Annotated in this window: 20 protein-coding genes; 9 read left to right on the top strand and 11 right to left on the bottom strand. The window is 66.2% G+C overall.

The window, feature by feature from the left end:
* Positions 1 to 44 precede the first annotated feature (44 nt).
* Positions 45 to 1,850 (bottom strand): ABC transporter transmembrane domain-containing protein, encoded by a 1,806-nt coding sequence (locus AmiPiv_RS13145; RefSeq protein ID WP_340037912.1) that lies wholly within the window; start codon positions 1,848 to 1,850, stop codon positions 45 to 47.
* A gap of 188 nt (positions 1,851 to 2,038) precedes the next feature.
* Here AmiPiv_RS13145 and rpmE point away from each other — a divergent pair, with 188 nt between their 5' ends.
* A complete protein-coding gene (rpmE, locus tag AmiPiv_RS13140) occupies positions 2,039 to 2,260 on the top strand; it encodes a 50S ribosomal protein L31 (protein WP_340037911.1) in 222 nt (73 codons plus the stop codon).
* A gap of 93 nt (positions 2,261 to 2,353) precedes the next feature.
* Here the strand turns inward: rpmE and AmiPiv_RS13135 are convergent, their stop codons facing one another.
* The gene (locus AmiPiv_RS13135; RefSeq protein ID WP_340037910.1) at positions 2,354 to 3,022 is read right to left on the bottom strand and encodes a DUF3291 domain-containing protein; all 669 of its coding nucleotides are present in this window, start codon (positions 3,020 to 3,022) and stop codon (positions 2,354 to 2,356) included.
* Positions 3,023 to 3,499: 477 nt separating this feature from the next.
* Positions 3,500 to 4,123: a TetR/AcrR family transcriptional regulator gene (locus AmiPiv_RS13130; protein WP_340038108.1), complete on the bottom strand. Its 624-nt coding sequence runs from the start codon at positions 4,121 to 4,123 to the stop codon at positions 3,500 to 3,502.
* Between the two features lie 95 nt (positions 4,124 to 4,218).
* Between AmiPiv_RS13130 and AmiPiv_RS13125 the strand changes: the two genes are divergently transcribed.
* Both AmiPiv_RS13125 and AmiPiv_RS13120 read left to right on the top strand, forming a co-directional pair.
* Positions 4,219 to 5,061: an NAD(P)H-binding protein gene (locus AmiPiv_RS13125; RefSeq protein WP_340037909.1), complete on the top strand. Its 843-nt coding sequence runs from the start codon at positions 4,219 to 4,221 to the stop codon at positions 5,059 to 5,061.
* Entirely contained in the window at positions 5,058 to 5,546 is a 489-nt protein-coding gene (locus AmiPiv_RS13120) for an anthrone oxygenase family protein (protein WP_340037908.1), read from the top strand. The genes AmiPiv_RS13125 and AmiPiv_RS13120 overlap by 4 nt, the downstream gene beginning before the upstream one ends.
* Positions 5,547 to 5,578: 32 nt before the next feature.
* On the opposite strand, the gene AmiPiv_RS13115 is transcribed toward AmiPiv_RS13120, so the two are convergent.
* From AmiPiv_RS13115 to AmiPiv_RS13085, 7 genes are all read right to left on the bottom strand, one after another.
* Positions 5,579 to 6,655, bottom strand: coding sequence for a D-alanine--D-alanine ligase family protein (locus AmiPiv_RS13115; RefSeq protein WP_340037907.1), 1,077 nt, complete (start codon positions 6,653 to 6,655; stop codon positions 5,579 to 5,581).
* Between the two features lie 98 nt (positions 6,656 to 6,753).
* Entirely contained in the window at positions 6,754 to 7,056 is a 303-nt protein-coding gene (locus AmiPiv_RS13110) for a SelT/SelW/SelH family protein (RefSeq protein WP_340037906.1), read from the bottom strand.
* Entirely contained in the window at positions 7,053 to 7,817 is a 765-nt protein-coding gene (locus tag AmiPiv_RS13105; RefSeq protein WP_340037905.1) for an RDD family protein, read from the bottom strand. Before AmiPiv_RS13105 ends, AmiPiv_RS13110 begins: the two co-directional genes overlap by 4 nt.
* 118 nt (positions 7,818 to 7,935) lie before the next feature.
* Entirely contained in the window at positions 7,936 to 8,685 is a 750-nt protein-coding gene (locus AmiPiv_RS13100; RefSeq protein ID WP_340037904.1) for a YebC/PmpR family DNA-binding transcriptional regulator, read from the bottom strand.
* Between the two features lie 142 nt (positions 8,686 to 8,827).
* Positions 8,828 to 10,345, bottom strand: coding sequence for a GGDEF domain-containing protein (locus AmiPiv_RS13095; RefSeq protein WP_340037903.1), 1,518 nt, complete (start codon positions 10,343 to 10,345; stop codon positions 8,828 to 8,830).
* A gap of 241 nt (positions 10,346 to 10,586) precedes the next feature.
* Positions 10,587 to 11,975 carry a sensor histidine kinase gene (locus tag AmiPiv_RS13090; protein ID WP_340037902.1) on the bottom strand — a complete coding sequence of 463 codons (1,389 nt, stop codon included), beginning with the start codon at positions 11,973 to 11,975 and terminating at the stop codon, positions 10,587 to 10,589.
* Complete coding sequence (locus AmiPiv_RS13085; RefSeq protein WP_340037901.1) at positions 11,975 to 12,649, bottom strand: response regulator transcription factor; 675 nt, start codon at positions 12,647 to 12,649, stop codon at positions 11,975 to 11,977. The genes AmiPiv_RS13090 and AmiPiv_RS13085 overlap by 1 nt, the downstream gene beginning before the upstream one ends.
* Before the next feature lie 117 nt (positions 12,650 to 12,766).
* On the opposite strand from AmiPiv_RS13085, the gene AmiPiv_RS13080 reads away from it, so the two are divergent.
* The 4 genes from AmiPiv_RS13080 to AmiPiv_RS13065 all read left to right on the top strand — a co-directional run bounded on the left by AmiPiv_RS13080 (position 12,767) and on the right by AmiPiv_RS13065 (position 17,141).
* Positions 12,767 to 13,831 carry an ABC transporter substrate-binding protein gene (locus tag AmiPiv_RS13080; protein ID WP_340038107.1) on the top strand — a complete coding sequence of 355 codons (1,065 nt, stop codon included), beginning with the start codon at positions 12,767 to 12,769 and terminating at the stop codon, positions 13,829 to 13,831.
* 302 nt (positions 13,832 to 14,133) lie between these two features.
* Positions 14,134 to 15,078 (top strand): Bug family tripartite tricarboxylate transporter substrate binding protein, encoded by a 945-nt coding sequence (locus tag AmiPiv_RS13075; protein ID WP_340037900.1) that lies wholly within the window; start codon positions 14,134 to 14,136, stop codon positions 15,076 to 15,078.
* The gene (locus AmiPiv_RS13070) at positions 15,075 to 15,560 is read left to right on the top strand and encodes a tripartite tricarboxylate transporter TctB family protein (RefSeq protein ID WP_340037899.1); all 486 of its coding nucleotides are present in this window, start codon (positions 15,075 to 15,077) and stop codon (positions 15,558 to 15,560) included. Before AmiPiv_RS13075 ends, AmiPiv_RS13070 begins: the two co-directional genes overlap by 4 nt.
* A gap of 24 nt (positions 15,561 to 15,584) precedes the next feature.
* Positions 15,585 to 17,141 carry a tripartite tricarboxylate transporter permease gene (locus tag AmiPiv_RS13065; protein WP_340037898.1) on the top strand — a complete coding sequence of 519 codons (1,557 nt, stop codon included), beginning with the start codon at positions 15,585 to 15,587 and terminating at the stop codon, positions 17,139 to 17,141.
* A 241-nt stretch (positions 17,142 to 17,382) separates the two neighbouring features.
* On the opposite strand, the gene AmiPiv_RS13060 is transcribed toward AmiPiv_RS13065, so the two are convergent.
* Entirely contained in the window at positions 17,383 to 17,547 is a 165-nt protein-coding gene (locus AmiPiv_RS13060; protein WP_340037897.1) for a hypothetical protein, read from the bottom strand.
* 272 nt (positions 17,548 to 17,819) lie between these two features.
* On the opposite strand from AmiPiv_RS13060, the gene rimP reads away from it, so the two are divergent.
* Complete coding sequence (gene rimP / locus AmiPiv_RS13055; RefSeq protein WP_340037896.1) at positions 17,820 to 18,452, top strand: ribosome maturation factor RimP; 633 nt, start codon at positions 17,820 to 17,822, stop codon at positions 18,450 to 18,452.
* 51 nt (positions 18,453 to 18,503) lie between these two features.
* Positions 18,504 to 20,090, top strand: coding sequence for a transcription termination factor NusA (gene nusA, locus AmiPiv_RS13050; RefSeq protein ID WP_340037895.1), 1,587 nt, complete (start codon positions 18,504 to 18,506; stop codon positions 20,088 to 20,090).
* Positions 20,091 to 20,119: the final 29 nt, after the last annotated feature.

The raw sequence follows: 20,119 nt of genomic DNA, 5'->3' as shown, positions 1-20,119 counted from the left end.
TTGAATGTATATCATGGAGCGATATCCGCCAAGACAATGCGCAGCTACTCCGCCGCGCCCTGAAGGGCGCTGGCGCCGGCGTCGAACTGCAGCTTGGCAAGGCGCGCATAGACGCCGCCCCTGGCGACCAGGCTCTGGTGCGTGCCTTCCTCGACCACGCGGCCGCCATCCATGACCAGGATGCGGTCGGCCTTGAGCACCGTCGCCAGCCGGTGGGCGATGACGATGGTGGTGCGACCCTGCATCAGGTGTTCGAGTGCGGTCTGCACCTGTCTTTCGCTCTGCGCGTCGAGCGCCGAGGTCGCCTCGTCGAGCAGCAGAATGGGGGCGTCGCGCAGGATGGCGCGGGCAATCGCGATGCGCTGGCGCTGGCCGCCGGAAAGCGTGACGCCGCGCTCGCCGACCTGGGTGTCGTAGCCGCCCTGCAGCTTCTCGATGAACTCGTCGGCAAGTGCTGCGCTCGCCGCGGCCTCGATCTCCGCCTGCGGCGCGCCGGGGCGGCCGAAGCCGATGTTGTCGGCGGCCGAGCTTGCAAAGATCGTCACGTCCTGCGGCACGATGGCGATGCGGCCGCGCACCGCCTCGGGATCGGCCTTCTGGAGATCGACGCCGTCGATCAGCACCGCACCGCTCTCCGGGTCGTAGAAGCGCAGGAGCAGCGAGAACACCGTGCTCTTGCCGGCGCCGGACGGACCGACGATGGCGACCGTCTCGCCCGGCTTGACCGTAAAGCTCAGGCCGTGCACCGCGGCGCGGTCCGGCCGCACCGGATAGGAGAAGGTTACGTCGCGGAATTCGATGGCGCCCGTGCTCTTGGCCGGCAGCGGCTGCGGCGATGCCGGTGCGGCGACCGTCGACTTCTCGGCCAGGATTTCGGTGATGCGTTCGGCGGCACCCGCGGCGGCACTCAGTTCGCCCCACACTTCCGACAGGGCGCCCAAGGCACCGGCGGCGAACACCGAATAGAGCAGGAACTGGCCGAGCGTGCCGGGCGAGATCGTGCCTTCCAGCACGTCGCGCGAGCCGAACCACAGCACCGCCACCACCGAGGCGAAGATGGTGAAGATGGCGAAGAAGGTCAGGATGGCGCGCGCCAGCACCGAGGCGCGTGCAGCCTGGAAGGCCGTCTCCACCGCGGCGGCGAAGCGGCCCGTCACCAGCTTCTCGTTGGTGAAGGCCTGCAGCGTGCGGATGGCGCCGATCTGCTCGCTGGCGAAGGCGGTGGCATTGGCAAGCGTGTCCTGCGCGGTGCGCGACTTGCGCCGAACCGAACGGCCGAAGGCGACCAGCGGCAGGACGATCAGCGGGATCGCGGCGATCACCAGGCCGGAAAGCTTCGGGCTGGTCACCACCATCATGGCAAGTGCGCCCAGCCCGAGGATGACGTTGCGCAGCGCCACGGACGCGGTGGCGCCGACCGCCGACTTGATCTGGGTGGTGTCGGCGGTCAGGCGCGAGACGATCTCGCCCGACATGGCGGTGTCGAAGAAGGCCGGGGACAGCCTGGTCACATGGGCAAAGACGTCGCGGCGCAGGTCGGAGACGACCCGTTCGCCGAGCGTGATGACGAAATAGTAGCGGCAGGCCGAGGCGAGCGCGAGCAGGGCGGCGATCGCCACCAGCATTCCGAAATACCGGGCGATGAAGCTGGAATCGGATGACGAGAAGCCGTGGTCGATCATGCGGCGGACTGCGATCGGCAGGGTCAGCGTGGTCACGGCTGCAAGGATCAGGGAGATGATCGCGCCGACGACCAGCTTGGGGTAGCGGCCGAGATAGGGGGACAGCCGGCTCAGCGGACGCAGCGAACGCCTGCGCTCCTGGTTCGCGCCCTCGGTCGTATCCGCCATGAATTTTCCCTTCGGGCCGCGGCCCATTTGCCGGCTGCGCGGCCTTGTGATTCGAAATCGGCTGATGTATAGGCACGCCGACCGTTTCTGAAGCCGTGGCCTATCTAGCTGCGGCTTCGAAGTTTAGGAAGAGGCGCATCGCCGCAGGACACCTGCGCAAGCCGCGCCGCGACAGCAGGAACAGAGCGATGAAGGCCGATATCCATCCCGACTACCACACCATCAAGGTCGTCATGACCAATGGCACCGAGTATTTTACCCGCTCCACCTGGGGCAAGGAAGGCGATACGATGAACCTCGATATCGACCCGACCACGCACCCGGCCTGGACCGGCGGCCAGCAGACGCTGCTCGACCGCGGCGGCCGTCTGTCGAAGTTCAAGAAGCGCTACGAAGGCCTCGGCATCTAAGCCGGCCCGCTTCATCGAATACAAGGAACCCGCCCTCGTGGCGGGTTTTTTTGTTGGGCTGCAGGAGTGAAGGGCAGGGAGGGGCCCCTGCGGCTACAGCCCGGCCTGCCTTTCTTCGTTCAACCGAACATTTAGCCTGAGGCTCTCGCGATCGATCGTCGTCGGCCGACCATCTTGATCAAACGGCTGTTTGAAGTTGAATGCGAATGGCTGGGCGCCGTGGTCGTGCAGATGTTCATGCCGTGCGATGGCTTCTGCCCATGTCGGAGTGTGATCGCCATCCACCCACCAGAGCACGTACTGCGGCCACGCAGGCTTGAGAAACCACTCCCGGCCATGCCTAAGGGCTTCGGCGTGAATTCCAGCGTAGGAAAACGCCATCGGCGACGCCAGGTCTTTCCAGAGCGATAGCGTCGAGGGCGACCAGTTATCGCCTCGTTCCTCGTAAAACCTGGGAAATACCTGCTTCCCCCAACTGGCGGGACCTGGCTCATCCTCGTAACCGGATCGTGCGATAAATCCTTCGCTGGTCTCGGCAACTGCAAAGTTGATGTCGTTGCGATCATGGAAGCCTTGGTTCTGAGGGTCTTCGGCAGGCGCGCGAAATACACCAAAGGTGTACAACGCCAGCAATTTTCCTTTCATAGTTTCTCTCGTGTGGATGATGTTTACCAGAAACTTGAAGCAACCTGCATCATCTTGGAAATAGCTGCAATTGCCGACGCTCGCGCCTCCGCAATCAAGTGTTGAGATGTGTTGCATCGGCCGTGCCAACGCCGGCCCGGCGCGGATGCCCTCCCTCCCCCTTTGTAGGGAGGGATAAAGGGTGGGGGTACGCTATCTCCAAAGGCAGGACCCCCACCACCGGCGGCCAGCACGCTGCTCGACCCCGCGGCGGCCGTCTGTCGAAGTTACGAAGGCCTTGGCATCTAAGCCGGCCCGCTTCATCGAATACAAGGAACCCGCCCTCGTGGCGGGTTTTTTGTTGTTTGCGGTTGGATGCGTGTCTTCGCAAGTGGCGCGCTGCCCCTCACCCTTACCCTCTCCCCGCGGGCGGGGAGAGGGGGGCGTTGCGGCTGATTTAAGGTGCTGCTGGAGTCAGACCGTAGGTCCCGGAAGAGGCGCGAGCATTGCGGCCGGCCTCCTTCTCCCCGTTGTTGCGGGGAGAAGGTCCGGAGGGGATGAGGGGCACCGCAATACTCTCTTGAACGGGCAGCGTGGCGCTGGCTGCCAGACCGCCTACCCGACCGCCTCGATCTCCCTCAGCGCCATCGCCTTGTAGTCGGCCACCAGCGCATCGCCTTCGGCCCGCTCGACCGAGATCGCCAGCCGCATGGTGGCCTCGCCCAGCGACATGATCAGGAAGGCCTTGCGCGCAATGTCTTCGTTGCTCGCGCCCGGTGCCACCCGCTGCCAGGCTTCCGCCAGAAGCGCTCCGTTGGCGCGGCTGTCGCGCAGGTCGATGTCGCGCAGCGCCTTGTCGGCCTGCGTGCCCGACCAGATGTCGCGCATCACCGGCTCGGCGAGGAAGATGCCGTAATAGGTGTCGATCAGTCCGCCGAAGGCCGCGAGCAGGCCGTCCATGTCGCGCACGCCCGCCAGCCCGTCGGCGATGCAGGCGCGGCCCTCGGCGTTGTAGCGCTCGGCCAGCGTGCGCACGATGGCGCCCTTGTCCGGAAAATACTGGTAGAGCGAGCCGATCGACACGCCGGCGCGCTCGGCAACCTCGCCCATGCGCATGGCATCGCTGCCGGCTTCCTCGATCAGGGCGGTGGCGGCCTGCAGCATGCGTTCCACCCGCTCCTGGCTGCGCTTCTGGCTCGGCGCCCGGCGCAGCGCGCCGCTCTCCTCGATCTTGTCCATGGTCATGCCCTGCGACGATTCCGCTTGACGGACATAATATGAGGGTTTATCACATTTGCAAATGTGAGGATTGCTCACGTTTAGTGGAGGCCAAGATGCAGTCTGAAATTGCCAATGCTCCTTTCCTCATCCTCGGCGGCACCGGAAAGACGGGCCGTCGCGTCGCCGAGCGCCTTGCCGCCCGGGGCCTGCCGGTGCGCATCGGCTCGCGCGCCGCTTCGCCCGCCTTCGACTGGGACGACCGCTCGACCTGGGTGGCAACGCTCCAGGGCGTACGCGCCGTCTATATTGCCTATCACCCTGACCTCGCCGCTCCCGGCGCTGCCGGCATCGTCGGCGACTTCGCTCGCCTTGCGGTCGGCATGGGCGTCAAGCGCCTGGTGCTGCTCTCCGGTCGCGGCGAGCCCGAGGCCCAGCGTGCCGAACAGGCCGTCATCGCCTCCGGCGCCGACTGGACCGTCCTGCGCTGCAGCTGGTTCATGCAGAACTTCAGCGAAGCCTTCCTGCTGGACGCGGTGCTGTCGGGCGAAGTCGCCTTGCCGGTCGGCGACGTCGGCGAGCCTTTCGTCGATGCCGACGATATCGCCGACGCGGCCGTTGCCGCCTTCATCGACGACCGCCACATCGGCCAGCTCTACGAGATGACGGGCTCGCGCCTGCTCAGCTTCCGCGACGCCGTGGCCGAGATCGCCAGGGCTACCGGCCGGGATGTCCGCTTCACCGAGATCACATCGGCCGAATTCGAGGCAGGGCTGGGCGCCGCAGGTCTGCCTGCGGATCTCGTCGGACTGCTGATGATGCTGTTCACTGAGGTGTTCGACGGTCGCAACGCCCATATCGCCGACGGCGTCGAACGCGCGCTCGGGCGACCCGCGCGGGACTTTCACGACTACGCGACCGCGGTGGCCGCAACGGGTACTTGGGGAGAAACGAAATGATCGGCACTCTGTTTTCCGCGCTCATCTTCCTTGCCGTGATCGGCAGCGGCCTTGCCGCAGGGCTGTTCTTCATCTTCTCGAACACCATCATGGCGTCGTTCGCCAGGCTGCCGGCGGCGCAGGGCGTCGCCGCCATGCAGCAGATCAACCTGACCATCATCAACCCCGCCTTCATGGCGGTGTTCATGGGCATGGTGGTGCTCTCGCTGGTGCTGGGCGCCAGGGCGCTGCTCGGCTGGTCGGAGGCGGGCGCGGCCTGGCTGCTCGCGGGTGCCGTGGCCTATCTGGTCGGCGCTTTCCTGGTGACGGTCATCTTCAACGTGCCGCTCAACGACCAGCTTGCAGCGGTCGATCCGTCGAGCACCGAGGGGGCAGCGCTCTGGGCTACCTACCTGCGCGACTGGCTGCCGTGGAACCATGTCCGCACGGCCGCCTGCGTCGTCTCGCTCGGTGCCTTCGTCATGGCCTTCGCCCGCTCCATCTAGAGAAAAGGCCGGGTCGCCCCGGCCTTCGTGCTTCAGCCCTGGCGCTTCCAGCGCGCCACGGCGTGTTCGATCAGGCGGCCGACGAGGTCGGGATAGGAAACGCCCGAGGCGGCCATCGTCTTCGGATACATGCTGATGTTGGTGAAGCCGGGGATGGTGTTGACCTCGTTGACCAGCGCCGAGCCGTCCGATTTCACGAAGAAGTCGACACGCGCCATGCTTTCGCAGCCCAGCGCCAGAAAGGCGCCGCGGGCAACCTCCTGCAGCTTGGCGGTGGCGCCGTCGGGCAGTTCGGCGGGAATGCGCAATGCGGCACCGTCGGCGTCGATGTACTTGGCCTCGTAGGTGTAGAAGCCGTGGCTCGCGGCCGGCACGATCTCGCCCGGCACGGACACGGAGATCGAGCCGTCTGGCGCCTCGAGCACGGCGAACTCGACCTCGCGGCCGGCGACGAACTCCTCGATCAGCACCTTGCGGTCGTGCCGGAAGGCCTCGGCCAGCGCCGTCTCAAGCTGCTCCGGCGTCTCGGCCTTGCTGACGCCGACCGACGAGCCCTGCCGCGCCGGCTTGACGAAGACGGGCAGGCCAAGCGTTGCCTTCACGGCCTCGAAGGCAGGCCTTTCGCCTGCGTGCACCGTCAATCCGCGGGCGACCGGCAGCCCGGCCTCCTTCATCAGCCGCTTGGCCGTGTCCTTGTCCATCGCATTGGCCGAACCGAGCACGCCGCAGCCGACATAGGGAACGTCAGCAACCTCGGCGAGGCCCTGCACCGCGCCGTCCTCGCCGAACGGACCATGCAGGACTGGAAACAGCACGTCGATCCTGGGCAGCTCGAAGGGCGCCTGGTCCTGGGGCAGGGCGACCAGCCGACCCTTGCCGCCGGGCAGCAGGCTCACCTCCGTGCCGCTTTCCGGCACGGCAGGCGGCAGGGCGCCCTCTTGGTCGAGCTCGGCCAGCAGCCACCGCCCGTCACGGGAAATGCCGATCGGCACCACCTCGTACCGCGCCTGGTCGATGGCCTTGACCACGTTGCTCGCCGACATGATGGAAACGTCATGCTCGGCGGAGCGTCCGCCAAACAGCACTGCGATGCGTGGTCTTTTGGTCATGCTTTCTCCAGCCAGCCGAACCGACTTCAACTAAGTAGCCTACCGAGTGGCCGGCGATTCCAGCTTATCTGTGGCGCCTGGCGCGAGACGCGCCGCTCTCAGGCCTCGCCCTTGGCCTTGTGCCCCTTGCGGTCGGAATGGCCGAGATCGCGCTCGGGATCGATCACGTCGCGCACCAGCTGCTTGAGCTGGGCCGCGTCGGGAAAGCCGCCGTCGCGCTTGCGGTCCCAGATCAGGGTGTCGTTGCAGGTGATCGTGAACACCCCGCCGGTGCCCGGCACCAGCGTCACCTCGCCGAGCTCCTGCCCGAAGGACGACAACAGCTCCTGCGCCATCCAGCCGGCACGGAGCAGCCACATGCACTGGGTGCAGTAGGTGATGCGGATCTGGGGAAGGCTCATGAAGTTCTCAATACACTGGTTCCTGCAATCCGGTCATAGATCGGATCGCGCTTTCTGGAAACCGAGATGATGATCCAGAGCAGCCAGGCGAGCTGGATGATTGCGGCGATGGCAAACATCCTCCAGTAGCCGCTCGTCTCCATGGCGGCCATCGGATCCTCGATGAAAAAGAGCACCACGAGCGCAAAGAACAGGGCCGGCACCATGCCGATCCATTGGGCTGCCGTACGGATGACGGCTTGTTTCAGCGGCAGGCCGACTTGTCCGGGTGCATTGGTCGGCACGGCCCGGATGCCTAGTGTCCGCTTGCCAACCGTGGCGCCAGACCGCCGTTCCATGGCGATCAGATAGATGACCACAGCGAGTATCGTGATCCAGTCCGTATGAAAGGCATTGATCGGCTTGCCGTCAGCATCCAGCGAATATGTGACGAAGCGGCCGGTCGTCGTGTTGCCCTCCTGCTTGACGATACCAGCGTCAAGAGTTCTTGAGGTCGGCAGCCCGAAGAAGCCGGTTCTGCATTCTGTGAATGTGTTGGCGTCGGCTGGCGGAGGTGGCTCAAGGCCGGCAGGCGCTTGTGTGGCGGTCTCGCAAATTCTGGATGAGAGACCAAAGCTGCCCTGGATCGCGCCGTTGCTCATCGCAAACAGGATCACCACGATGATTTGAAGTGGCACCAATACGATCAGCAAGTCGATCATCAGTGCCGCAAAGCGCCGCCAAAAGCCTGCCCGCGCCGGAGCGCCCTGAACGTCAGTCATCTCGATAGTCTCCCCCCACCAAGATCGAGGCTGGACTATCCATTGCCCAAACGCAATTGGCGCCGGTCGAGGATTTTCGACCGGCGCCAATGAAATGAGATCTAGTCTGTGGATTTGCTTACGCCGCGCTGAGCTTGGCCAGCGTTTCGTCATCGACTTCGAAGTTGGCGTAGACGTTCTGCACGTCGTCGTCGTCCTCGAGGGTGGCGACCAGCTTCATCAGCGACTGGGCGCGCTCTTCGTCGACGGGAATGTTGTTCTGCGGCTTCCAGACGATCTTCACCGACTCGGCGTCGCCGAGCGAGCTTTCGAGCGCCTTGGAGACTTCGCCGAGGTTTTCGAAGGCGCAGGTGATGGTGTGGCCGTCCTCGTCCGACTGCACGTCGTCGGCGCCGGCTTCGATCGCCGCGTCCATGACCTTGTCGGCGTCGCCGGCCTTGGCTTCATAGACGATCTCGCCGACGCGGTCCCACATGAAAGACACCGAGCCGGTTTCGCCCATCGCGCCACCGGCCTTGGTGAAGGCGGCGCGCACGTTGGAAGCGGTACGGTTGCGGTTGTCGGTCAGAGCCTCGACGATGAGGGCTATGCCACCGGGGCCGTAGCCCTCGTAGCGCACTTCCTCGTAGTTCTCGGCGTCGCCCATCGAGGCCTTGGAGATGGCGCGCGCGATGTTGTCCTTGGGCATCGACACGGCCTTGGCGTTCTGTACCGCCAGGCGCAGGCGAGGGTTCATCGAGGGGTCGGGCACGCCGGTCTTTGCTGCAACGGTGATTTCGCGCGCGAGCTTGGAGAACATCTTCGACCGCACCGCATCCTGGCGGCCCTTGCGGTGCATGATGTTCTTGAACTGTGAATGGCCGGCCATGGGACCCCTGTTTGTCGCTTCGGCAGTGTTGGAATGGGCCGCCTTATAGATAAATCGGCTCAATACGTCCAGACTTCCGGGCTTTCGAGGCCTCGTGAAAACGGGGGCACGCCGCGCCGATGACCGTGCTTCGCCCAAGGCGTCATTGCGCGCGCTTCCGGACAGGCCGATCGTCATGGTCTTCGGCGGTATCCGAGGCCGGGCTTTCCCTGCCGCCGTCTGGGCCGCACCTGCCGACGCGCACCATGTTGCGGCCGGCTGCCTTGGCCTCATAGAGTGCCCGGTCGGCGATCAGCAGAAGCTCGTCGAGCCCCCTGATCTCGACGGCGGCGCAGGCCGCCACCCCGATGCTGACGGTCATGCGCAGTTGCTGGCCCGACGGCAGCATCGGTTCTGCCCGCTCCATCGTGAGGCGTATGCGCTCGGCCATGCCGGTCGCCTCGATCAGGTCGGCCTGCGGCAACAGCACCGCGAATTCCTCCCCGCCGGTCCGGCCGAACAGGTCGGCCCCCCGCAGTTCGGGGGAAACCAGGCGGACGAACTCGGTCAGCACGCTGTCGCCCGCGGCATGTCCGAAGCGGTCGTTGATGCGCTTGAAATAGTCGAGATCGATCGTCAGCAGCGCGACGCCGCGCGAGCCGCGCGACAGCTCCGCGAGGCGGGATTTCGCCCGTTCCATGAACGCGCCGCGCGACAGCGCCCCGGTGAGGGAATCGAAATTCGCGGCCTTGAACAGCCGGTCTATCAGTTCCTTGCGCGCGGCGTTCGTGCTCGCAACCGTCAGCGGGCCGAGCGCCATGAGTGCCACGCCCAGCCGGATCGAGTCGAGCACGCGGAGCGGGTTCGGCAGCTTGGACAAGGGGATCAGCTGGGCCGGGAGCGAGATCAGCAGCCAGGCCGACATCAACATGGTCAGCGTGGTCGTGGTGAACAGGCTGTAGGTCAGCGCGCACCACAGCAGGGCCGGGATGGGGAAGGCGAGTGCGCCCGGACCGCCTACGACAAGGCCCACGCCGACCGTGCCGGCAAGAGCTGCGGCGGGTGCGGCGTGCAGCAGGGTGGCCAGATTCGCCTCCAGCGGCTTCCACCGTTGGCGCATCAGCGTGCCGGCACCCGGAAAGGTCAGGATGACGGGCAGGACGACGAGGTAGTTGACCAGTTCGCTGGCGAACCAGAAGGCCAGGCCGTCGGTGATGTCGCGGCCGAACAGCAGCGCTGCTCCGGCGGCGCTGACGATTGCCGCCGCCATCGCCGCCGCGCAACACACGGCGAACAGATAAAGCACCGAGATCGAGCAGCGTAGCCTGCGAATTTTCTCGGACATCGGACTGTACAGCGCAGAGCCGGCCATGGCGCCCGCCATGTTGGCGGAGGACAGCCAGAGGTTGGTGCGCAGGTCGCTGCCGGTGAGGAAGTCGGCGGCGATGTAGCCGGCGAAGGCCGCCAGCCATCCGGAAGCCGCGGCATAGGCGGGGTGGCGCACCATCAGGCCCAGGAGAATGGCGTTCGCCGGCCATACGGCGGCCAGGAAACCGACTGGGCGGGTAAATATCCCGAAGAGCGATGCGACGAGGACCGCCGCCCCAACGGTCAGGGCGACCAGTGACCTTTGCGCAATGCTGATATCTGCTGGGTGGTGGCGTCGACTGGCAGCGAGCATATTCCTTCCGTTCGCGTCAAGACGCCCCTTCATCCCGACTATCGTCGAAAACAGTTCACTTGGGCTTAATAAGCAACATCGAATTCGCCCTGTGGTTGTCTCGCGGTTGCGGCGGAATGGCGCTAGGGATGCCGTAGCGTCATCTGCCTCGGCTGCGAGGATGTTCCCGGCCAGACGGGCTTCCAATGCATGGTTGCAATCGGGCCGAGCCGCTGCCGGCCTCGATCCACCCGCGGCGCGTCTAGGCGGAAGCTTCGGGGAACCTTATCCGTACGCGCAGGCCCCGGCCTTCCGCACCCGAAGACAGATCCAGCCTGCCGCCGAACAGCGCGGCGATCTCCTCGACGATCGGCAGGCCGAGGCCGGCACCGGGCTGGTCGCCGGCGCGGCCGCGGGCGAAGCGCTGGCGCACGGTCTCGAACTCCGATGCCGGGATGCCCGGCCCGGTGTCCTCGACTTCGAGCATGACGTTCTCGCCCTCGCGCAGCACCTTCACGGTCGCCTCGGCGCCCGAGCCGGCATAGGCGAGCGCATTCTCGATCAGGTTGCGGATCATCTCGCCGAGGAGCATCGGCTCGCCGCGCATGTAGAGCGCCTCCTCGCCCTCGAAGCCGAGGTCGATGCCCGCGGCATGGGCCTGGGTGATGCGGTCGGCGGTGAGCGTCCGGGCGAGTTCGGTCAGGTCCACCGCGCCGAGGCTCTTCAGTTGCTCGGATGCCGCCTGGTCGACCTTGGCGAGCAGCAGCAGCTGGGCGATGACGCGTTCGGCATGCGCCACCGCCTCGTCGCCGATGCGGGCGGCGCGGCGGGCCTCCTCCAGCGAATGCGCGCGCGACGACAGCGCAAGCTGGGTGCGGATGATGGTCAGCGGCGTGCGCAGCTGGTGGCTGGCGTTGCCGGTGAAATGGCGCATGGCCCCGAGCGCGGAACCCAGCCTGCCCATGAATGAGTTGACAGTGTCGACCAGCCCCCGCACCTCCTTGGGCACCGACTGCTCGATCGGGTGCAGGTCGTCGGGATTGCGCTCGGCAATGGCGTCGCGCAGCCGGTAGAGCGGCCTGAGCGAGAAGGTGACGGCAAACCAGACGATGGCTGCCGCACTGCCGATCAGGATCGCCAGCCTGAGCGCCGAACGCAGCAGGATCGTCTGCGCCAGCTGGGTCCTGGCGATGGTCGTTTCGGCGACGGTGACGACGAAGGGGATCGAGGTGGCGCCCGTGGAGGCGGCGCGGTAGAGCGAAGTCAGCCTGATCGGCTCGCCGCGGAAGGTCGCGTCCGAATAGCCGCTTTCCTCCTGGCCGAGGCCGTCGATCACCGGCAAGTTCTGGTAGCCGGTGATGAAGCCGTCCGGGCCGTCGACCCGGTAGAAGACCCGGTCCTGCGCGGCGGAAGTCAGCATTTCGAGCGCGACATAGGGGATGTCGACTTCAAGCGCGCCGTTCTCCGCCACCACCACCCGCTCGGCAATCGCCAGTGCCGAGCCGGCCAGCACCCGGTCGGAGACGGCGTTCGCCGTGTCGACAGCCTCGTTGTAGGTGTCGGCCAGCGCGATCAGCCCGATGGCTACCAGCGGCACGAGCAGCCACAACAGCAGCCGGCGTCGCAGCGAATAGGTTTTCGTCCGTGGCATCAGGGACTGGGCAGCTTTTCGAGATAGTAGCCGATGCCGCGCGCCGTGCGCACGGTCAGCCCGTAGGGCGCCAGCCGTTTGCGCAGGCGGCTGACATATTGCTCGATGGCGTTGGCGCTGAGGTCCTCATCGAAACCGGCGAGCGATTCGATGATCGCCTGCTTGGCCACCACCTTGCCGGCACGCATGAACAGCGTCTCGAGCAGCGCGAGCTCGCGCGCCGGAATGTCGATCGCCGCGCCGCGCGAGGAGAAGCTGCGGGTGTTGAGGTCGAGCAGCACCTCGCCGAAGCTGACGGTGGAGGCCTTGAGGCCGGCGCGGCGGCGCAGCAGCGTCCTCACCCTGGCCTCGAGCTCGCCGACGTCGAAGGGCTTGACCATGTAGTCGTCGGCGCCGAGGTCGAGGCCCTTCACCCGCTCGTCGAGCGAGTGGCGCGCCGACAGGATCAGCACCGCCGCGTCGTGCTGGCGTCCGCGCATGGTACGCAGCACTTCGAGCCCGTCCATCTCGGGCAGGTTGAGGTCGAGGATGACGAGATCGAAGCGCTCGGCGGCGAGCACCGCGACGGCCGATGCGCCGTCGCCGACGACGTCGACGGCGTAGCCGCTGCCTTTGAGCACGGCGGCAAGCCCGCCGGCTAGCGTGGCGTTGTCCTCGACCACCAGAATGCGCACCGAAATCTCCCTGCCGTTGCCGCCCGAACGATGCCTATTCGCTGGGCAAAGGTCCAGAGCTGCGTAGCGCGCTTCGCCGTTGTGTCCAAGGCCGGGCTGTTGCATGGTCTCGCCGTCATGCGCCTGGCCCTTCTCTTCGCCCTCATCAGCCTTGCAGCCCCCGCACGCGCGGAGGTGACCGTGTTTCCGGCGCTCAATGCCGTGGCGGACGCCCGCACGCTGGTGGTCTATTCGTCGCTGGACGCGCCGCTCGCCAAGCCGATGATCGACGGCTTCCAGAAGGCCAATCCCGACGTCGCGGTGCGCTACGAGGACCTGCTGACCACCGAGATCTACGATCGCGTGGTCGCCGAGACCGATGCCGGCAAGGGCTCGGCCGACATCGCCTTCTCGTCGGCGATGGACCTGCAGGTCAAGCTCGCCAATGACGGCTATGCCCAGGAAAGCCGGCTGCCGCTCTCTGGCCGCTGGCCGCGCTGGGCCAACTGGCGCGACACCGCCTATGCGCTGACCTTCGAGCCGGCGGTGTTCGTCTACCACAAGCCGAGCTTCGCGGACGCGCCGCCGCCGGCGACACGCGGCCAGTTCGTCGATTTCCTCAAGGCCCAGGGCGACAAGGTCTACGGCCGCATCGCCACCTACGACATCGAGCGCTCGGGCGTCGGCTTCATGTTCATGGCCCGCGACCAGGAGCAGTATCCCGACATCTGGTCGGTCATCCGCACCATGGGCGCCGCCGGTGTGAAACTCTATTCGACCAGCGGCGCGATCCTCGAGCGCATCGCCGACGGCCGCTTCGTGCTCGGCTACAACATCCTCGGTTCCTACGCCGCCGACTGGGCGGCGCGCGACCCCAATGTCGGCGTCGTGCTGCCCAAGGACTATACGGTGGTGATGTCGCGCATCGGCCTGGTACCCAAGGCGGCGCGTTCGCCCGACCTCGGCCGCCGCTATCTCGAATATTTCATGTCGGCCGAGGGCCAGACGGTGATGGCGCGGCAGTTGCACATCGCCGCCGTCAACCCCGACGTGTCCGGCGACAACACTGCCAACCGTATGCAGCAGGTGCTCGGCGGGCAGCTGCGGCCGGTGCCGGTCAGCCCCGGCCTCATGGTCTATCTCGACCAGGTCAAGCGTTCGCGCGTCATCCAGCGCTGGAACGAGGCGCTGCGCAGCCCGTGACGATGTACCCAACCTGTTGCATCGGTGTCAGTCTGATGTCAGGTTGCTGCGCTAGGGAAGTTTTGGCCCGTCCGTTGGGAGGCGGCGAGGCTCGGAAAGTTCGGGAGGACTTCGAACAGGTTTCCGCAAAGGCTACCCGGCGGCGTCAAATGCGCCGAAAGAGGGGCCGGAAACGCTGCACCACGGCCGGCCAACCAGCCCGCCAGTTCCTGCCGTCAGATCCGGGTCGCCGCTTCGCGAGCGGGCCGCGAAACTGAAAAGGCATTTGCCCCGCGCATGCGGGCAGCAAGGGAGGAACGGCAGTGAAGCAGTTCGTATTGGCATCCATCATCGCAGGCGCTCTCGCCCTGCCGGCCGCCGCGGCCGAATACAAGATCATGGCTCCGGCAGCGCCGGGCGGCGGCTGGGACCAGACCGCCCGCTCGATGCAGACCGCGCTCCAGGACGAGAAGATCTCGAGCAGCGTCCAGGTCAGCAACGTTCCGGGCGCCGGCGGCACCATCGGCCTGGCCCAGTTCGTCAACCAGGCGAACGGCGACCCCAACCAGCTGATCGTCGGCGGCTACGTCATGGTCGGCGCGATCCTGACCAACGCCTCGCCGGTCACCCTCGAGCAGGTCACCCCGATCGCCCGCCTGACCGGCGAGTATGAAGCGATCGTCGTGCCCGCCAGCTCCGACATCAAGGACATGGCCGGCCTCGTCGCCAAGCTGAAGGCCGATCCGGGCTCGGTGTCCTGGGGCGGCGGTTCGGCCGGCGGCACCGACCACATCACGGCCGGCCTCGTCGCCAAGGCCGTCGGCGTCGATCCGACCAAGGTCAACTACATCGCCTATTCCGGGGGTGGCGAGGCGCTCGCCGCCATCCTCGGCAGCCAGGTGACCGTCGGCATCTCCGGCTACGGCGAGTTCGCCGAGCAGATCAAGGCGGGCCAGCTGCGCATCCTCGGCATCTCGGCCGACAAGAAGGTCGAAGGCGTCGATGCCCCGACCTTCAAGGACGGCGGCGTCGACGTCGCGATCCAGAACTGGCGCATGGTCGCGGCCGCTCCCGGCATCTCGGCCGACCAGAAGGCAGCCGTGCTCGCCGACGTCGAGAAGATGGTCACTTCGGCCTCGTGGAAGAAGATCCTCGCCGACAAGGGCTGGGCCAACACCTATCTCGCCGGTGACGACTTCGCAGCCCAGCTGAAGAAGGACACCGAGGCGACCGCCGCGATCCTGAAAGACATCGGCCTGGTGAAATGAGCCGGGACACCCAGCAACAAGAAAAGCGCCGCCCGGACCGGGCGGCGCTTGTCATCGCCGCCCTGCTCATGGCGGCTTCCGTCGTCATCGCCTGGAACACGGCCAGCCACAGCGCCGGTGGCGCCTATGCGCGCGTCGGCCCGGCGACCTTTCCCTACGTGATCGCCGTCGCGTTCTTCGGCCTGTCGATCTGGACGGCGATCGAAGCCTTCCGCGGCGACTTCCCCGAGCGCGAGCATCAGGAGATCAGCCCGATCCTGTGGATCGTTGGCGGCCTCGCCGCGCAGATGCTGCTGCTCAAGGTGGCCGGCTTCTCCATCGCCACGGGCCTGCTCTTCGCCGCCACCGCGCGGGCGTTCGGGCGCGGTCCGCTGTGGAAGACCATTCCCATCGGCATCGTCCTTGCCTTCGTCGTCTGGGTCATTTTCGCCAAGGGACTGCAGCTCTCGCTGCCAGCCGGCCCGCTCGAACGCCTGTTCTGAGCGGCATTTTAGGAGCGGCTAGATATGGATACGTTCGGTCTGCTGGCGCAGGGTCTTCTGACGGCGCTTGAACCCATCAACCTGCTTTACGCACTCATCGGCGTCACGCTCGGCACCGCCGTCGGCGTCCTGCCCGGCATCGGCCCAGCGCTGACCGTGGCTCTGCTGCTGCCGGTCACCTACAAGCTCGATCCGGCGGGATCGCTGATCATGTTCGCCGGCATCTATTACGGCGGCATGTATGGCGGCTCGACCACGTCGATCCTGCTCAACACGCCCGGTGAAAGCGCCTCGATCGTCACGGCGCTCGAAGGCAACAAGATGGCGCGCGCCGGACGCGGCGGCCCAGCGCTGGCAACGGCGGCCATCGGCTCCTTCGTCGCCGGCCTCATCGCCACCATCGGCCTCGCCTTCATTGCGCCCACCGTCGTCAAGATGGCGCTGTCCTTCGGCCCGGCCGAATATTTCGCGCTGATGATCCTGGCCTTCATGACCGTGTCGGCCGCGTTTGGCGATTCGAGCCTGCGCGGCCTCACCGCGCTGTTCATCGGCCTCGCGCTCGGCCTGGTCGGCATCGACCTGCAGACAGGCCAGGCGCGGCTTTCCTTCGGCATCCCCGACCTGCTCGACGGCATCGAGGTGACGACGCTGGCGGTCGCGCTGTTCGCGGTCGGCGAGGCGCTCAGCGTCGCGGCCGGCAAGGGCGGCGAGTCCACTATCCAGGCGATCAAGGGCTCGGTGTGGATGACCCGCGAGGACTGGCGGCGCTCGTGGAAGCCCTGGCTGCGCGGCACCGCCGTCGGCTTCCCGATCGGCGCGATGCCGGCGGGCGGCGCCGAGATCGGCACGTTCCTGTCCTATTCGATGGAAAAGCAGCTGGCCGAGAAGCCGGAAGAGTTCGGCAACGGCGCCATCGAGGGCGTCGCCGGTCCGGAAGCCGCCAACAACGCGTCGGCCGCCGGCACGCTGGTGCCGCTCCTGACGCTCGGCCTGCCGACCACGGCGACGGCGGCGATCATGCTCGCTGGCTTCCAGCAGTTCGGCCTGCAGCCCGGTCCGCTTCTGTTTACCACCAACCCGCAGCTGGTCTGGGGCCTGATCGCCTCGCTGCTGGTCGCCAACCTGATGCTTCTGGTGCTGAACCTGCCGCTGATCGGCCTCTGGGTCCGCCTGCTGACCATCCCGACGCCGTGGCTCTATGCCGGCATCCTGCTGTTTGCGACGCTCGGCACCATCGGCGCCAACTCGGCCGTCTACCAGCTCAACGTCGCCGGCCTGTTCAGCTGGCCGATGTCGTTCGAACTCGGCATGCTTTTGGCGTTCGGTCTGCTCGGCTACGGCCTGCGCCGCTTCCACTATCCGATCGCGCCCGTGGTGGTGGGCCTGATCCTCGGGCCGATGGCCGAGCAGCAGCTGCGCCGCGCGCTCGCCATCAGCCAGGGCGACCCGACGATCCTCGTCGGCTCGCCGATCGCGGTCGTGCTGTTGCTGCTCGCGGCCACCGCCGTGCTTCTGCCGCTCTACCTGCGGGCGCGCGGCAAGGGCAAGGTGCTCGCCCAGCTCGGCGCCAGCGAAGACTGAGCTCGTCAGTCACGAAACGAAAAAGCCGAAGCCCGGAAATCCGCGCTTCGGCTTTTTCTTTGCCCTGCGGGCTGGATGTCCAGGGCGACAGAGCGGTGAGTCCGCCAGGACCACCGCTCCGGAGCGCCTCCTGCAATGCCGCACCGCAACGGCGGAGGGACATCGCATCACGTCGGTTCCGCAGCCGGTCCGCGAGGACGAGCCCGATCCCGTGGGCGCTCTCTACCCTGAAATCGGGAAATCAGTAGCGGCGGATGCGGTCGAAATGCCGGGGGTCGATGCCCAGCATGACCAGATCCTGGTTGGCCGGACGGTGGCCGCGCTCGACTGCGGCGGCTGCGGCGACGGCGCTGCCGAGGGTGCGAACCAGGTTGCCAATGCGTCCAAGGGGCTTGCGAGCGTTCATCTTCGTCATCCTTTCGCGCTGCATCATCATCTCTTGTGCAACGCAACAAATATAGGTGACGCAAAGGGAAGCGGTAGAGGTGGCGATGCATGTTTGCCATGCGTTTGCTGCAATGGTCGGTTAAACAGGCGCCGGTGGACGCTCGGGACCGCAGCACTTGAAAGGCGAGGCGCCTTCGGTTATATCAGCGTCAAATTCTTGGTCGGTATGACGAAGAGTGGGTCCACCCGGTCCCGCTCTTTTTTGTTACCTGCCGACCGCTTGGAGAACCAATGACCGAAAACGCAGGCGAACAGGCAGGCGACGACCGCATCATCCGCGAGACCGGCATCGATGCCCGCATCGCGCTGATCATCCAGCCGGTGCTCCGTGCGATCGGCTTCAGGCTCGTCCGCGTGCGGCTGTCGGGCCAGAACGGCCTGACGCTGCAGATCATGGCCGAGCGCGAAGACGGAACCATGACGGTCGAGGATTGCGAGGAGGTGAGCCGTGCCGTCTCGCCCGCCCTCGATGTCGATGATCCGATCGAAAAGGCGTATCATCTCGAAGTCTCGTCGCCGGGCATCGACCGGCCGCTGGTGCGCAAGTCGGATTTCGCCAACTGGATCGGCCATCTCGTGAAGATGGAGACCTCGGTCCTGGTCACCGACCGCAAGCGCTTCCGCGGCAAGATCGCCGAGGCCGACGAAGAGGGCATCCTGATCCAGCGCGACCAGGCCGCCTATGGCGAGGAGCCGACCGTGCGCGTGCCTTTCGAGGCGATCGCCGAAGCGCGGCTGATCCTAACCGACGACCTGATCCGCGATGCCCTGAGCAAGGACAACAGGGCCCGCAAGGAAGCGAAGAAGCGTCACGGCGAGGCCGACGACGCCGGTGAAGACGAAGAAACCGAAACGGAAGACTGACAGAGCCGTGCAGCCGGACCGCGTCCGGCCTGAAGCTCGGGGAGAAAGACAATGGTTGTAAGCGCCAACAGGCTCGAACTGCTGCAGATCGCCGATGCGGTCGCCCGCGAGAAGTCGATCGACAAGTCGATCGTCATCGCCGCCATGGCCGACGCGATCCAGAAGGCGGCACGCTCGCGCTATGGCCAGGAAACCAACATCCGCGCCGACATCAACCCGAACACCGGCGAGATGAAGCTGCAGCGCCTGATGGAAGTGGTCGAGAAGGTCGAGGACTACGCGACCCAGATCGCGCTGACCTCGGCGCGCGAGCGCAATCCCGACGCGCAACTCGGCGACTTTATCGCCGAGCAGCTGCCGCCGATGGATTTCGGCCGCATCGCCGCGCAGTCGGCCAAGCAGGTCATCGTCCAGAAGGTGCGCGAGGCCGAGCGCGACCGCCAGTACGACGAATACAAGGATCGCATCGGCGAGATCGTCAACGGCACGGTCAAGCGCGTCGAATACGGCAACGTCATCGTCGATCTCGGCCGTGGCGAGGCGATCATCCGCCGCGACGAGCTGATCCCCCGCGAGAACTACAAGTACGGCGACCGCGTCCGCGCCTATGTCTACGACGTGCGCCGCGAGCAGCGCGGCCCGCAGATCTTCCTGTCGCGTACCCATCCGCAGTTCATGGCGAAGCTGTTCACCATGGAAGTGCCGGAAATCTATGACGGCATCATCGAGATCAAGTCGGTGGCCCGCGATCCGGGTTCGCGCGCCAAGATCGCCGTCATCTCGCGCGACAGCTCGATCGATCCGGTCGGCGCCTGCGTCGGTATGCGCGGCTCCCGCGTCCAGGCCGTCGTCGGCGAGCTCCAGGGCGAAAAGATCGACATCATTCCGTGGTCGCCCTCGGCAGCCTCCTTCATCGTCAATGCCCTGCAGCCGGCCGAGGTCGCCAAGGTCGTTCTCGACGAGGACGCCGAGCGCATCGAGGTCGTGGTGCCGGACGACCAGCTGTCGCTCGCCATCGGCCGCCGCGGCCAGAACGTGCGCCTCGCCTCGCAGCTGACCGGCTGGGACATCGACATCCTCACCGAGCAGGAAGAGTCCGAGCGCCGCCAGAAGGAATTCGTCGAGCGTTCGACGCTGTTCATGGAAGCCCTCGACGTCGACGAGATGGTCGGCCAGGTGCTCGCCTCGGAAGGCTTCACCAGCGTCGAGGAAGTGGCCTACGTCGATTCCGACGAGATCGCCTCGATCGACGGCTTTGACGAGGACACCGCCAGCGAAATCCAGCAGCGCGCCCGCGAATATCTCGAGAAGATCGAGGCCGAGCACGACGAGAAGCGCAAGAAGCTCGGCGTCGAGGACGAGCTGCGCCAGATCCCCGGCATCACCACCGCGATGCTGGTGGCGCTCGGCGAGGACGGCGTCAAGACCATCGAGGACTTCGCCGGCTACGCCGCCGATGACCTCGTCGGCTGGAAGGAGCGCAAGGACGGCGAGACCAAGTTCTATCCGGGCGTTCTGGCCGACTACGGCGTGTCGCGTGCGGATGCCGAGCAGATGGTCGTCGCCGCCCGCCGCATGGCAGGCTGGATTTCCGAAGACGAAGTGGCTGAGGAAGCCACCGACGTCGCCGGTGAGTGACGTGGGTCGGGCCGGAGATCGCTTTGGAC

The organism is Aminobacter sp. Piv2-1 (assembly GCF_037625995.1).
GTDB lineage: Bacteria > Pseudomonadota > Alphaproteobacteria > Rhizobiales > Rhizobiaceae > Aminobacter.
Note: the sequence above shows the minus strand (reverse complement) of the source record. Positions and strands in the feature narration are given on the sequence as shown.

Coding starts and splice junctions, on each gene's coding strand:
- AmiPiv_RS13145 (WP_340037912.1), bottom strand. CDS start 1,850: ATGGCGGATACGACCGAGGGCGCGAACCAGGAGCGCAGGCGTTCGCTG.
- rpmE (WP_340037911.1), top strand. CDS start 2,039: ATGAAGGCCGATATCCATCCCGACTACCACACCATCAAGGTCGTCATG.
- AmiPiv_RS13135 (WP_340037910.1), bottom strand. CDS start 3,022: ATGCAACACATCTCAACACTTGATTGCGGAGGCGCGAGCGTCGGCAAT.
- AmiPiv_RS13130 (WP_340038108.1), bottom strand. CDS start 4,123: ATGGACAAGATCGAGGAGAGCGGCGCGCTGCGCCGGGCGCCGAGCCAG.
- AmiPiv_RS13125 (WP_340037909.1), top strand. CDS start 4,219: ATGCAGTCTGAAATTGCCAATGCTCCTTTCCTCATCCTCGGCGGCACC.
- AmiPiv_RS13120 (WP_340037908.1), top strand. CDS start 5,058: ATGATCGGCACTCTGTTTTCCGCGCTCATCTTCCTTGCCGTGATCGGC.
- AmiPiv_RS13115 (WP_340037907.1), bottom strand. CDS start 6,655: ATGACCAAAAGACCACGCATCGCAGTGCTGTTTGGCGGACGCTCCGCC.
- AmiPiv_RS13110 (WP_340037906.1), bottom strand. CDS start 7,056: ATGAGCCTTCCCCAGATCCGCATCACCTACTGCACCCAGTGCATGTGG.
- AmiPiv_RS13105 (WP_340037905.1), bottom strand. CDS start 7,817: ATGACTGACGTTCAGGGCGCTCCGGCGCGGGCAGGCTTTTGGCGGCGC.
- AmiPiv_RS13100 (WP_340037904.1), bottom strand. CDS start 8,685: ATGGCCGGCCATTCACAGTTCAAGAACATCATGCACCGCAAGGGCCGC.
- AmiPiv_RS13095 (WP_340037903.1), bottom strand. CDS start 10,345: ATGCTCGCTGCCAGTCGACGCCACCACCCAGCAGATATCAGCATTGCG.
- AmiPiv_RS13090 (WP_340037902.1), bottom strand. CDS start 11,975: ATGCCACGGACGAAAACCTATTCGCTGCGACGCCGGCTGCTGTTGTGG.
- AmiPiv_RS13080 (WP_340038107.1), top strand. CDS start 12,767: ATGCGCCTGGCCCTTCTCTTCGCCCTCATCAGCCTTGCAGCCCCCGCA.
- AmiPiv_RS13070 (WP_340037899.1), top strand. CDS start 15,075: ATGAGCCGGGACACCCAGCAACAAGAAAAGCGCCGCCCGGACCGGGCG.
- AmiPiv_RS13065 (WP_340037898.1), top strand. CDS start 15,585: ATGGATACGTTCGGTCTGCTGGCGCAGGGTCTTCTGACGGCGCTTGAA.
- AmiPiv_RS13060 (WP_340037897.1), bottom strand. CDS start 17,547: ATGAACGCTCGCAAGCCCCTTGGACGCATTGGCAACCTGGTTCGCACC.
- rimP (WP_340037896.1), top strand. CDS start 17,820: ATGACCGAAAACGCAGGCGAACAGGCAGGCGACGACCGCATCATCCGC.
- nusA (WP_340037895.1), top strand. CDS start 18,504: ATGGTTGTAAGCGCCAACAGGCTCGAACTGCTGCAGATCGCCGATGCG.